The organism is Sphingomonas sp. Leaf62 (genome assembly GCF_001421915.1).
Taxonomy (GTDB): domain Bacteria; phylum Pseudomonadota; class Alphaproteobacteria; order Sphingomonadales; family Sphingomonadaceae; genus Sphingomonas.
Genome location: NZ_LMLN01000002.1, coordinates 274933 through 287880 on the forward strand (window position 1 = coordinate 274933; position 12948 = coordinate 287880).

Annotated in this window: 11 protein-coding genes; 4 read left to right on the forward strand and 7 right to left on the reverse strand. The window is 69.3% G+C overall.

What is annotated here, in order from left to right; all coding sequences use genetic code 11:
• Positions 1-45: 45 nt before the first annotated feature.
• The 5 genes from ASE91_RS02035 to ASE91_RS02055 form a co-directional block, all read right to left on the reverse strand.
• Positions 46-1263 carry an argininosuccinate synthase gene (locus ASE91_RS02035; protein WP_056622177.1) on the reverse strand — a complete coding sequence of 406 codons (1218 nt, stop codon included), beginning with the start codon at positions 1261-1263 and terminating at the stop codon, positions 46-48.
• Positions 1264-1508: 245 nt separating this feature from the next.
• The gene (locus tag ASE91_RS02040) at positions 1509-4910 is read right to left on the reverse strand and encodes a chromosome segregation SMC family protein (protein ID WP_056622304.1); all 3402 of its coding nucleotides are present in this window, start codon (positions 4908-4910) and stop codon (positions 1509-1511) included.
• 46 nt (positions 4911-4956) lie between these two features.
• Entirely contained in the window at positions 4957-5688 is a 732-nt protein-coding gene (locus ASE91_RS02045) for a thioredoxin domain-containing protein (protein ID WP_056622179.1), read from the reverse strand.
• 26 nt (positions 5689-5714) lie between these two features.
• Positions 5715-6407, reverse strand: coding sequence for a DsbA family protein (locus ASE91_RS02050; RefSeq protein ID WP_056622182.1), 693 nt, complete (start codon positions 6405-6407; stop codon positions 5715-5717).
• Positions 6407-6940 (reverse strand): DUF721 domain-containing protein, encoded by a 534-nt coding sequence (locus ASE91_RS02055; protein ID WP_056622184.1) that lies wholly within the window; start codon positions 6938-6940, stop codon positions 6407-6409. The genes ASE91_RS02050 and ASE91_RS02055 overlap by 1 nt, the downstream gene beginning before the upstream one ends.
• Positions 6941-6968: 28 nt before the next feature.
• Between ASE91_RS02055 and ASE91_RS02060 the strand changes: the two genes are divergently transcribed.
• From ASE91_RS02060 to nudC, 3 genes are read left to right on the forward strand one after another with little or no spacing between them, the layout of a single operon-like run.
• Positions 6969-8000, forward strand: a complete 1032-nt coding sequence (locus ASE91_RS02060) for an A/G-specific adenine glycosylase (RefSeq protein WP_235530258.1) — start codon at positions 6969-6971, stop codon at positions 7998-8000.
• Positions 7997-9319, forward strand: a complete 1323-nt coding sequence (locus ASE91_RS02065; RefSeq protein WP_056622189.1) for a serine hydrolase domain-containing protein — start codon at positions 7997-7999, stop codon at positions 9317-9319. Before ASE91_RS02060 ends, ASE91_RS02065 begins: the two co-directional genes overlap by 4 nt.
• Positions 9316-10167 (forward strand): NAD(+) diphosphatase, encoded by an 852-nt coding sequence (gene nudC / locus ASE91_RS02070; protein ID WP_056622191.1) that lies wholly within the window; start codon positions 9316-9318, stop codon positions 10165-10167. Before ASE91_RS02065 ends, nudC begins: the two co-directional genes overlap by 4 nt.
• Positions 10168-10320: 153 nt before the next feature.
• Here the strand turns inward: nudC and ASE91_RS02075 are convergent, their stop codons facing one another.
• Positions 10321-11211 (reverse strand): prephenate dehydratase, encoded by an 891-nt coding sequence (locus tag ASE91_RS02075; RefSeq protein WP_056622193.1) that lies wholly within the window; start codon positions 11209-11211, stop codon positions 10321-10323.
• Between the two features lie 115 nt (positions 11212-11326).
• On the opposite strand from ASE91_RS02075, the gene ASE91_RS02080 reads away from it, so the two are divergent.
• Positions 11327-12007, forward strand: a complete 681-nt coding sequence (locus ASE91_RS02080) for a c-type cytochrome (protein WP_056622195.1) — start codon at positions 11327-11329, stop codon at positions 12005-12007.
• Between the two features lie 261 nt (positions 12008-12268).
• Here the strand turns inward: ASE91_RS02080 and ASE91_RS02085 are convergent, their stop codons facing one another.
• Positions 12269-12934: an HAD family hydrolase gene (locus ASE91_RS02085; protein WP_056622197.1), complete on the reverse strand. Its 666-nt coding sequence runs from the start codon at positions 12932-12934 to the stop codon at positions 12269-12271.
• Positions 12935-12948: the final 14 nt, after the last annotated feature.

The window sequence follows — 12948 nt, forward strand, 5'->3', positions numbered from 1 at the left end:
AACGGCAGGCAGGTGCTGGAGGCGGCCGTGCCGCGGACGACAGACTTACCGGTCGCGACGGCCCAGCAGGCGCAGGCGCAGTGCGTTCAGCTTGATGAAGCCGGCGGCGTCGCGCTGGTCATAGGCGCCCTGATCGTCCTCGAACGTCACGACCTTTTCGCTGTAGAGCGAATTGGGCGAACGGCGGCCGGTGACATGGACGCCGCCCTTGTACAGCTTCAGCCGGACTTCGCCCGACACCTTGTGCTGGCTGTGGTCGATCGCGGCCTGCAGCATCTCGCGCTCCGGCGAGAACCAGAAGCCGTTATAGACCAGTTCGGCATAGCGCGGGGCCAGTTCGTCCTTCAGGTGCGCGGCACCGCGGTCGAGCGTGATCTGTTCGATCGCGCGGTGCGCGGCGTGCAGGATCGTGCCGCCGGGCGTTTCGTACATCCCGCGCGACTTCATGCCGACGAAGCGGTTCTCGACCAGATCGAGCCGGCCGATGCCGTGCGCGCGGCCGAGGTCGTTCAGCTTGGCGAGCAGCGTCGCGGGCGACATCCCCTCGCCATCGACCGCCACCGCATCGCCGCGCTCGAACGCGATGGTGACGACCTGCGGCGTGTCGGGCGCGTCCTCCGGGCTGACCGTCCGCGAGAAGACATAGTCGGGGACCTCGTCCCACGGGTCCTCCAGCACCTTCCCCTCGGACGAGGTGTGCAGCAGGTTCGCATCGGTCGAGAAGGGCGATTCGCCGCGCTTGTCCTTGGGCACCGGGATCTGATGCTGTTCGGCAAAGGCGATCAGTGCGGTGCGGCTGGTCAGATCCCATTCGCGCCACGGGGCGATGACCTTGATATCGGGCTGCAGCGCGTAATAGCCGAGTTCGAAGCGGACCTGGTCGTTGCCCTTGCCGGTCGCACCGTGGCTGACCGCATCGGCATTCACCTGACGCGCGATCTCGATCTGGCGCTTGGCGATCAGGGGCCGTGCGATCGAGGTGCCGAGCAGGTACAGCCCCTCGTACAGCGCGTTCGAGCGCATCATCGGGAACACGAAGTCGCGGACGAATTCCTCGCGCAGGTCGTCGATGAAGATGTGCTCGGGCTTGATGCCCATCAGCTCGGCCTTCTTGCGCGCCGGCTCCAGCTCTTCGCCCTGGCCGAGATCGGCGGTGAAGGTCACCACCTCGCACTTATATTCCTGCTGCAGCCATTTGAGGATGACGCTGGTATCGAGGCCGCCCGAATAGGCGAGTACGACGCGGTTGATGGACTCGGCCATGGGCAGGCTCCTTGAGGCTCGCAATTTGGTGTTGGCGCGCGACTAGGCGAGGCGGGGCCGGTGCGCAAGGATGCGCGAGGGGCGCTTTCTCTCACCCGCCCCCACCGCTTGCTTCGAGCGCAGGTTCGAGCTTGTCGAGAACCGAAGTCGAGAAGGTGGTGCCACAGGTGAGCGGGTTCTCGACGGACGCTTCTCGACAAGCTCGAAGCTGCTCGAACCAAACGGGATGGGGTGGGCGAAGGAGGCTACTCCGCCGCCAGCAGACTGGTCGCGCCGCCCAGATCGACCGACACCAGCCGGCTGACGCCGCGTTCGATCATCGTCACGCCGAACAAGCGGTGCATCCGGCTCATCGTCGCGGCATTGTGGGTGACGATCAGGTAGCGGGTGTCGGTATCGGCGGCCATCCGGTCGAGCAGGTCGCAGAAGCGGTCGATATTGGCATCGTCGAGCGGCGCATCGACTTCGTCGAGGACGCAGATCGGCGCGGGGTTGGTCAGGAACAGCGCGAAGATCAGTGCGACGGCGGTCAGCGCCTGTTCGCCGCCGGAGAGCAAGGTCAGCGATTGCAGACGCTTGCCCGGCGGCTGGACGAGGATTTCGAGACCTGCTTCCAAGGGATCGTCCGAATCGATCAGTTCGAGCCGGGCCTGCCCGCCATCGAACAGCGCACCGAACAGCCGGCGGAAATGCGCGTCCACCGCTTCGAACGCCGCCAGCAGGCGTTGCCGTCCTTCGCGGTTCAGCGTGCGGATCGATCCGCGCAGCCGCTGGACCGCCTCGGCCAGATCGGCGCGTTCGGCGGCGGTTTCGTCCTGTGCGGCCTCCAGTTCGGCCAGTTCGGTCTCGGCGATCAGGTTGACCGGGCCGATCCGGTCGCGGTCGGCGAGCAACCGGTCATGCGCTGCGGTCTCGGCGCCCGCGTCGCCGACCTCGGCCCCGACGAAGCCGATGCGCGGCAAGAGCGGCGGGGGGCATTGGAAACGCTCGCCCGACAGCCTGCCCGTTTCCAAGCGGCGTTGTTCATGCCCCTCGGCACGTGCCGCTGCACCGGCGCGGGTTTCGCGGGCGGCGGCGAGCATTTCGGCAATGCCGCTCATGGTGCGCTCGGCGGCACGCAGGCGCGCGTCGGCGGCCTGTTCCGCGGCAGCGGCCTCGGCAGCAGTAGCGCGCAACCGGGTGAAGTCGCTCTCGATCCGCGCCAGTTCGGCGGCAAGCGCGGCAGGCCGATCGCGCAGGGCATCGCGGTCGGCGGCGATGGTCGCCATGCGATCGTCGATCTCGGCGATCCGACCGGCAGCGTCGGCGGCGCGGGCGTGCCACGACGCGATCTCGCTGGCTGCCGCACCGGCACGCTCGCGGTCGCGGACCAGCGCGTCGTCGAGGGTCGACCGGGCGGCGCGGGCGTCGGCGACGCGCACGCGGGCGGCATCGGCTTGCGCCAGCGATCCGGCGACCCTTGCGGCGGCCATGGTCCGGTCGGGCAGTTGCGCGACCGTAGCGGCCGCACGGTCCGCATCGGCCAGCGCTTCGGCGAGGTCGCCACGCAGACGCTGCAAGCGGGCCGCGACATCGTCGGCGCGCGCCTGCGCCCGTTCGATCGCGGCGGCGGCGCGGTCTTCGGCACGGGCGGCATCGCGGGCGGTGGTCTCGGCAGCGTCGAGCGCCCGGCGCGCGGCGGTCAGGGTCGCGCGCGCTTCGGCGATCGCGACATCGGCCGAACGGAGCGCTGTGTCGGCGACGTCGCGTCGATCGACCAGCGCCGGCCGCCCCTCGCGCAACAGGCGCAGCCGGTTGGTCCGTGCCAGCCGTTCCGCCGCCGCCGCCCCCGATCCGGCGCGGCTGCGCAAGCCGTCCCAGCGGCGCAGGGCCCCGTCGAGCGTCACCAGCCGCTGCCCGACCGCCAAGGGCGTACCCTCGTCACGTTCGACGACCAGGATTTGCGCCAGTCGCCGGGCAAGGAGCGGGGCGGTGACATGCGCCGACAGCCGGCCGACCCCGATCGGTATCGCCGGCCCATCGGTCGGGCCATCGTCGCCCTGCCAGTAGCGATCGTCGGCCGGGTCGGTACCGGCGTCGAGATCGTCACCCAGCGCCGCCGCCAATGCCGCTTCGAAGCCGGGTTCGACCACGACCGAATCGATGATCCGGGCGCGCCCGCCGCGGCGGAGCGCACGGTCGAGCGCCGCGATCTCGCTGTCGATCGCGGCGAGTTCGGCGGCGGCGGCGGCGCGGTCGGACTGGGCGCGATCCCGGGATTCCTGTGCGGACCGGTCGGCGGCTTCGGCATTGGTGATTGCCGCACGAGCCGTGTCTGCGTCGGTCAGCGCCGCGGCCCGTCGTTCGGTCGCCGCCGTGCGTTCGGCGAACAGCGGCGCGACCGCCGCCAGCGCCGCCTGTTCGGCGAGCAGCCGCGCTTCGTCGCGCCGGACGCGGTCGAGCCGGGCGCGGGCGGCATCGTGCGCGGCAGTGGCGACACGCGCTTCGGCCAGTTCGGCGGCCTGTGCCGCCAGCGCCTCGGCATGGGCGGTGTCGGCCATCGCGGCGGCGCGGGTCGCCGCGTCCAGCGCGGTATCGAGCAGGGGCAGGCGGGCGGTGGCTTTTGCCAGCGTGTCGGCCAGTCGTGCGCGTTCGGCCTCGAGCCGTGCGACGGCCGTTTCGGCGTCGCCGGCCAGCGCCGCCTCGCGTGCCCGGTCCTCGGTCAGGCGCGCCGCCTGTGCGGTCAGGTCGGCCAGCCGCCGGGTCGCCGCATTGGCCTGTGCCTGCACCCGTTCGCGGGCATGGCCGACATCGCCGACCTGCTGGCGCAGGCGTTCGGCATCGGCGCGGGCGGTGGCGAGCGCCTGCGTGGCGCCGGACAGTTCGCCGGTCGCCTGTCCCTGCGCCCCGGCCTGACCGGCGACTACTTCCTCGGCGGCCTTCGCTTCTGCCGTCGCTGCATCGGCAGCCGCCACCGCGTCGCGCCACCGCGCATAGATCGCCCGCGCCTCCGCCACCCGGATCGCATCGGTCAGTTCGCGGTAGCGCGCGGCGACCCGCGCCTGCCGCCGGAGCGTCGCGGCGCGGGCATCCTGTTCGTGCGCCATCTCGCCCAGTCGATCGAGATTGGCCTCGGTCGCGCGCAGCTTGCCCTCGGCATCCCTGCGCCGGACGTGCAGTCCGGCGATGCCCGCCGCTTCCTCCAGCATCGCGCGGCGTTCGGCGGGGCGGGCGGCGATGACCGCGCCGATCCGGTTCTGGCTGACCAGCGCGGGCGAATGCGCGCCGGTCGCGGCATCGGCGAACAGCAGCGACACGTCCTTGGCCCGCACGTCGCGACCGTTGATGCGATAGGCGGAACCGGCACCGCGTTCGATCCGGCGGACGATCTCGACCTCGTCGCCATTGGCGTCTTCGGCAAGAATCGCGACCTCGGCGAAGTCGCGTTGGGGGCGGGTGGCGGTGCCGGCGAAGATGACGTCGTCCATGCCGGCACCGCGAAGCGATTTCGCGCTGTTCTCGCCCATGGTCCAGCGCAACGCTTCGAGCAGGTTCGACTTGCCGCAGCCATTCGGGCCGACCACGCCGGTCAGCCCGGCCTCGATCACCAGATCGGCGGGATCGACGAAGCTCTTGAACCCGCCGAGCCGCAGCCGCCGGAGCGTCAGCCCCGGCGCGCGGGGGATGGCCGCGTCATCCGGCGCGGCCATGGGGTCAGGCGCCGGCGGCCTTCAGCGCCGCTTCGATCTGCGGCCAGCTGACCGCATTCTCGACCTTTTCGCCGTTGATCAGGAAGGTCGGGGTGCCGGTGACGACCGAACCGCCGTCTTCGGTGATCTTGACCACCTGTTGCAGCAGCTTCTGGTCGGCGAGGCACTGGCGTGCCTTTGCTTCCGGCACGCCGCGTTGCTTGACGAAATCGACGAAACCGGCAGCATCGGCCCATGCCGAAACCGCCTGCAACGGCGGGATCGACTGGAGCCGGGCCTGTTCGGCCTGCGGCAGTGCCTGCATCCGGTCGAGCGTGGCGGCCTGATCCTGATACATCGCTTCGAGCAGCGGGAAGAAGGTGGCGGTGCCGTTGCAACGACCGAGGACCGCCGCGGCGAGATCGGGCGCGCCATGAACCGCGAAGTCGCGGAATTCGAAGCTCACCTTGCCGGTCGAGACATAGTTGTTGATGAGCGGTTCGTTGCCTTCGCGACCGAACGCACCGCAGGTCGGGCAGGTACGCGAGCCATATTCGAGCAGCTTCACCGGCGCGTCGGGATTGCCGATGCGATAGCCGCCCTCCGGGGTGACCGCGACCATGTCGGACCATTTCTGTCCGGCGGGCGCGGCGACATTGGCGACCGGCGCGGCGGCGCTGCCATTGCCGCCGGTATCACCGCCGCCGCCACAGGCCGACAGCGAAGCAAGCGCGATCAGGGGAAGTGCGAAACGCATGGGGAATACTCTCTTGCGAACGGGGGTTATTTGGCGGTGAGCAGCGGCTTCAGGGTCGCCCAGTCATGAACGTCGGCCTTCTGACCGTTGACCTCGAAGCTGGGCGTGCCGGCGATACCGGCGGCCTGCGCTGCTTCGGCGATGGCGATGACCCGCTTCTGCGCGGCTTCGTCGTTCAGGCAGGCGGTGATCTTCGCATCGTCAAGGCCGTGGCCACGCATCAGCGCGCGCAGACCGGTCGCCTCGGCCAGCTGTTGCAGGCGGATCGCGATCGTCGCGGCGCGGGTCTGCGCGGCGGGCGTCTGGGCAAAGGCATCGGCCTTGTCGAGCATCGCCGCCTGCTGCGCCATGATCGCGTCATGCGCGGCAATGAAGCGGTTCGGACCGCCGCAGCGCACGAGCAATGCCGCCGCGAGGTCGAGCGCGTCGCGCGGCAGCGTGCGATATTCGACCCGTACCTTTCCCGACCGCAGCAATGCCGGCAGCTCGGCCCGCGCATCCTTGGCGAAGGCGGCGCAGTGCGGGCAGGTATAGCTGGCCCATTCGACCAGCTGCACCCGCGCCATCGGGTTGCCGACGACGATCCCGCCGGTCGGCAGCATCGTGACGTTGGTCGACCAGTCGCGGCCGGCCGTGGCGCGGGCCGGTGCCTGCGCCTTGGCCGGGGGCATGCCGAACAGCGCCAGCAGGAACGAACAGACGAGAATGAGGATACGCATCAGCGGACCTTGCCAAGAATCGGAATGGCGGGGGGCGGCGGGGCGGCGACGGCACCGGCCAGCGCGGCAAGCACCGCGCGCAGTTCGGGATCGGCGATGTCGCGGATCGATTCGCCCATATCGGCCGGGACCGGCAGCGGATCGCGCCGGACCGGGATCGCGCGGCGCGGACGGACCTCGCCATGCCGGAACTGCAATCGCGCGACGGCAGCATAGCCGAAGAACCGGTTGACCCGTTCGACGATTTCCGGCGCGATATGCTGCATCATCGTCCCGTGCGCGCCCGATACGGTCAGCGTCAGCGTACCATCGGCGCGCTTGCCCGGCGGGAAGCGGATCGATTCGGGCGCGGATACGCGGGCGAAGCGTTCGCCGACGATCTCTCCCCAGCGGCTGACCACCGCCGACTGCACGAACCCGAATTTGCGGAAGGCCGCACCGCCGATATCGGGCAGCAATTCGGCCACGGCGCGCGCGCCGCCACGGCGGCGGGGTTCGGGAATCGTCGCATGGGGGCGGGGACGCGTCGTCATTGTCGCCACCCCATGCCATAGAGCCGCGGTGGACGCCAAGCATCTCTCTGTCGCCGAACGGTTGCTCGACTGGTACGACCGCAATCATCGCAGCCTGCCATGGCGCAGCCCGCCCGGCGCGCCGCCGCCCGATCCGTATCGCGTATGGATGTCCGAAGTGATGCTGCAACAGACGCAGGTCGCAACCGTCCGTCCGTATTTCCTGGGCTGGACGGCGCGCTGGCCGTCGTTCGCGGCGCTTGCGGCGGCGGCGGATGCCGATGTCATGGCGGCATGGGCCGGGCTCGGCTATTATGCGCGGGCACGCAATCTGCTGGCGTGCGCACGGGTCGTCGCGGCGCGGGGCGCGCTGCCCGATACCGAGGATGGCTTACGCGCCCTGCCGGGGATCGGCGACTATACCGCCGCCGCAATCGCCGCGATCGCGTTCGGGCGACGGGCGGTGGTGGTCGATGCCAATGTCGAGCGCGTCGTCTCGCGGCTGTTCGCGATCGGTGCCCCCCTGCCCGCCGCCCGGCCGGCGATTCGCGCCGCGACCGACACCGTCACGCCCGACGACCGCGCGGGCGATTTCGCGCAGGCGATGATGGATCTGGGGTCGATGGTATGCACGGTGCGGGGGCCGCGCTGCCTGTTGTGCCCGTTGCGCGACGATTGCACCGCATTTCGTGCCGGGACGCCCGAAGCCTTTCCGGTCAAGGCCGCGAAGAAAGCCAAGCCGCAACGCTTCGGCACGTTGTTCTGGGCGGAGCGTGATGGACGGGTGTTGCTGGTCCGCCGTCCCGACAAGGGGCTGTTGGGCGGGATGCGTGCGCTGCCGACCGGGCCGTGGGTCGACCGCGATCCGGGGACGGAGGGCGCGCCCTTTGCTGCCGACTGGCGCAGCATCGGGTTGGTTCGCCACGGTTTCACCCATTTCGATCTTGCCTGCACGGTCATGGTGGCGGATGCAGGCGACGAACCCGTGCAGGGCGAATGGTGGCCGGTGGCGGAGATCGCCGATGCCGGGCTGCCGACGCTGTTCGCGCGGGCGATAGCGGTGGTGGAGGGAATGCGATGACGATCGGACGATGGGCGCACGGATCGATGGCGCTGGCGGTGCTGCTGGCGCAACCGGTGGCGGCCTTTGCTCAGGCGGCACCGCCCCGCGCACCGGCCGCTCCCGCGACGCGCTCGCTGCCGGCGACCGAGGCGATGGTCAAAACCTATGTCATGGACAAGAAGGTCCCGGGCATGGTCGTGGTCGTCGGCGGTCCGACGTGGACCAGCGCGCAGGCCGCCGGACGCACCGCCGCCGATGCGAGCGCGCCGGCGGCCAATGTCGATACGCTGTGGCGCGTCTATTCGATGACCAAGCCGATCACCGGCATCGCGGCGATGATGCTGGTCGAGGACGGCAAGCTGAAGCTCGACCAGCCGATCAGCGATTTCATCCCCGCGTTCAAGTCGATGAAGGTACTGACCGATCCCGACAACAGCCTTGCCAGCCGCGCGGCGACCAAACCGATCACCGTCCGCAACCTGCTGACCCATACCGCCGGGCTTGGCTATACCATCGTGACCAAGGGGCCGTTGCTCAAGGAATATGAGCGGTTGGGCATCGTGCCGGCGGCGGTCAATGCCCAGACCGAGGTCGCGATGGCACAGGCGCGGCCCAAATCGCTGGAAGAATTCGCCAACCAGGTCGCTTCGCTGCCGCTGATCGCCGAGCCGGGGACGAAATGGAGCTATTCGATCGGTCTCGACGTGATGGGCCGGGTGATCGAGGTCGCGAGCGGCATGTCGTTCGAGCGTTTCCTGCAATCGCGGATGTTCGGCCCGCTCGGCATGACGTCGACCTATTGGCAAGTGCCGGAGCGTGAGAAGGCGCGGCTGGCGACCAACTATGCGTGGGCGGGCGACACGCTGACCCCGGTCGATCCGGCGGCGACGTCGGTCTGGTTGCAGAAGCCAAGCTTTCCCTATGGCGGCGCGGGGCTGGCGATGTCGGCGCGCGATTACGACCGGTTTCTGCACATGTTGCAGAATGGCGGGACGCTGGACGGCAAGCGGGTGATGAAAGCGGAGACGGTCGCGCTGGCGATGTCGAACCTGCTGCCTGACGGCGTCACCTTCGGCGGGGTCGACGGTGCGACCGGCGGGCAGGCGGGGCCGAAAATGGGCTTCGGTGCCGGCGGTTCGGTCTATCTGGAAACGCTGCCGGGGCGGCCGGGCAAGGGCACCTATGGCTGGGGCGGCGCAGCGGGCACCGTCGCGTTCGTCGATCCGGTGCGGCAGGTGCGTGGCACGGTAATGGTCAATTATTTCCCGGCCGATCGTTTCCCGCTGCGCGAGGATCTGGTGAAGGCGCTGGCAAGCGATCTCGCGGGCGCGCGATGATCGGTTTTACCGGCGCGACGCTGGAGCGGGTCGATCACGAGCGCGACGATCCGACGGCGTTCGCGCGGGCGCTGGCGCATCCGGGTGCGCGGTTGCTGGTGCTGAACGGACTTGCCCCGCCGGTCGAGGGCGACCGGCTGGCGTTGGTGCCGATGGACCCGGCGCGGGGCGACGCGTTATTGCTCGGCAATCTGGACGGCGCGCCGTTATTCGCGATCGGCGATGGCATCGCGACCGCGCCGGCGATGCGATCGCCGACGCTGATGACGACGCTGGCTGCCATGCCGGTCGGCGAGGCGGCGCTGTACGGCATCGCCCGCAGCCTGATCGACTGGCATGTCCGGCATGGTTTCTGCGCGAATTGCGGGCAGGCGACGGCGGTGTCGCGGGCGGGGTGGGCGCGCGCGTGCGGCACCTGCGCTGCGCAGCATTTTCCGCGCACCGACCCGGTGGTCATCATGGCGGTCGAACACGGCGACCGGGTGCTGCTGGGGCGGCAACCCAGCTGGCCGCCGGGGCGCTATTCGACGCTGGCAGGGTTCGTCGAGGTCGGCGAATCGATCGAGGAAGCGGTGGCGCGCGAGGTGCTGGAGGAAGCGGGGGTGCGCGTCGGCGCGGTACGCTATGTCGCCAGCCAGCCCTGGCCGTTCCCGTCGCAGCTGATGATCGGATGCATCGCCGTTGCCGAGGACGACCGGTTGCGGGTGGACACGGCCGAGCTGGAGGATGCGTTCTGGGCGACGCGGGCGGAGGTTCGCGCGGCGCTGTCGGGAGAGACCGGGCGGTTCATCGCACCGCCGGCTTATGCGATCGCGCATAGTTTGCTGGCGGCCTGGGCCAACTCCTAGACTACCGACCCCGTTTGCTTCGAGCGCAGGTTCGAGCGTGTCGAGAACCGAAGTCGAGAAGGGGTTGCCGCAAGCGACCGGGTTCTCGACAGACGCCTCTCGACTACGCTCGAAGCTGTCCGAACCAAACGGATTTTTACCCTGGGGGCGGGCTTACCCCCGCTCGCGCGCCCGTCCGTAGCTGCCCAGCAGTCGCATGCTCTTGGTATGGAACGCCAATTCCTCCAGCGCGCGGTCGACATGGGGTTCGCCCGGTCGCCCTTCGATATCGCAGAAGAATTCGGTCGCGGCGAAGGTGCCGCCGCGCTGATAGCTTTCCAGCTTGGTCATGTTGACGCCGTTGGTCGCGAAACCGCCCATCGCCTTGTACAGCGCGGCGGGTACGTTCTTCACCTCGAACACCAACGTCGTCATGCAGGGCCCGGCGGGCAATTCCGATGCTGCGGCGCGGGCAAGGACGACGAAGCGGGTGGTATTGTGATCGGCGTCGGCGATGTCGTCGGCCAGCACCTGCAACCCGTACAGCGTCGCAGCGGCGGGCGGCGCGAGGGCGGCGACGGACGGGTCGGCCATCGCCGCCGCCGACGCTGCCGCGCCCGCCGTGTCGGGATGCGCCACCGGTTCGATGCCGCGCGCGCCGAGCCAGTGGCGGCATTGGCCGAGCGCCTGTTCGTGGCTCATCGCCTGGCGCACCGCCTCGATCGGACCGAGGCCCAGCAGCGCGTGCCGGATCGGCAGGAAATGTTCACCGGTGATGACCAGGCCCGATTCGGGCAGCAGGAAATGAATGTCGGCGACGCGACCGTGCAGCGAATTTTCGATCGGAATGATCGCGCAATCGGCCTGGCCCGAACGCACCGCGTCGATCGCGTCGGCAAAGCCGAAACAGGGCAGGGGCAGCGCGTCGGGAAACGCCTGTGCCAGTGCGACGTGCGAATTGGCGCCGGGCGCGCCCTGAAACGCCACGGCGCGATGCGGTTCGCGGGCGGCGGCTTCGGTCATCTGCGCGACAAGGGGGCGCGCCGGTGCTGCGTATTTGTGCATGGGGGGCGGCGGATATCGCTCGCGGCGGCAACCGGCAAGCCCGTCTTGCCAGTAATCAAAGCCACCTCTAAGCATGGCTCCAAACAAAACCATCTTAGGCGAGACGGCTCAGCGCATGGACGACCGGACGAACACGATCGCGGGTTGGGTATTGGCGGGATGCGCCGCTGCCCTCGGACTGTCCATTGCCAGTGGCATGATCTTCCATTCCGGCCCGCCGGAAAAGCCGGGCTATCCGGTCGAGGGCGCTGCCGAGGCGGGTGGCGGCGGCGCGGCGGCAGCGGTACCGATCGCGACGCTGCTGGCCTCCGCCGACGTCGCCAAGGGCGCGGAAGTCTTCAAGAAATGCGCGGCCTGTCACACGGTCAATCAGGGCGGGGCCAATGGTATCGGCCCGAACCTGTGGGGCGTGATCGGCAAGAAGCACGGCCATCTGGCCGGTTTCGCCTATTCGAGCGCGTTGACCGGCGTTGCCGGCAATTGGGACTTCGACGCGATGAACGCGTGGCTGACGTCGCCACGTAAATATGCGCCGGGGACCAAGATGACCTTTGCCGGTCTGGGCAGTGCCGAGGACCGGGCGAACGTCATCGCCTATCTCAACACGCAAGGGTCGAACCTGCCGCTGCCGGCCGCCCCCGCCGCCGGAGCCGCGCCGGCCGAGGAAGGCGTGAAGAATGTCGAGGAAGGCGCGACCGCCAATACCGCCGACATCGTGAACGCGGCCACACCCGCTTCGGGCGCGCCGTCGGTCGATCCGGCGGCGGCGGAACAGGCCGCGAAGAAGGCGGAGTAACGCTTCGGTTCTGTCTTCGCGGCGAGCCGGGATCGGTTCGCGCGAAGGCGCAAAGAAGGTTAGATTTCGCGCAGAGACGCGGAGGCGCAGAGGGGTTGCGTTTGCTGCGTCTTCGCGTGCGTTCGGCAGACGAATGCGCCCGCTGCAACCTGAAAGAAGGGCCTCGGTCGCGGGTGAGGTTGCGTCAAGAACAATCTCTCTGCGCCTCGGCGGCTCTGCGCGAACCAATTTCTTCTATTCCACGCCGTCGCGTGAACCGATTCAGGCGTTCACCGGCTCCAGCCCCAGCAGCTTCGAAACCTCATCGAAGCCGTGCGCGATGTCGGTCACGCCCAGTTCGCGCAGGCGGGCGTCGTGGCCGACGCCGCAGTGCGACCCCGCACACAGGCCGATCACGCGCGCGCCCGATGCGACCGCGCCGGTGACGCCGACCGGTGAGTCTTCAAGGATCGCGCATTGTTCGATTGGCACGCCGAGCTGCTTCGCGCCGTAGAGATACAGGTCGGGTGCGGGCTTGCCGTTCGCGACATGCTCCTTGCCGCTGTAGATATGATCGCCGAACGCGTCGGCCAGCCCCAGATGGCGCAGATGGGTCGAGATCCAGTGGGTCGTGCTCGACGAGACGATCGCGCGCGGCAGGTCGGCGGGGAGCGAGCGGACGAAGGCGATGGCGCCGGCCACTGCCTCGACGCCCTCTTCCAGCACCCGGGCGTCTTCGATCGCGCGGGCTTCGAAAAAGCCGGCGGGGATCGGTCCGCCGACCCAGCGTTCGATCGCCTGGGTGAAGTGGGTGCCCGACAGGCCCATGAAATTGGCCATCGAATCGGCGGCGCTGGTCGGGTAGCCGGCTTGCGTGAGGAACTCGGCGATCTGTCGGTTGCCAGCGAATTCGCTCTCCAGCAGCACGCCGTCAAAGTCGAACAACAAGGCTTGCGGACGGG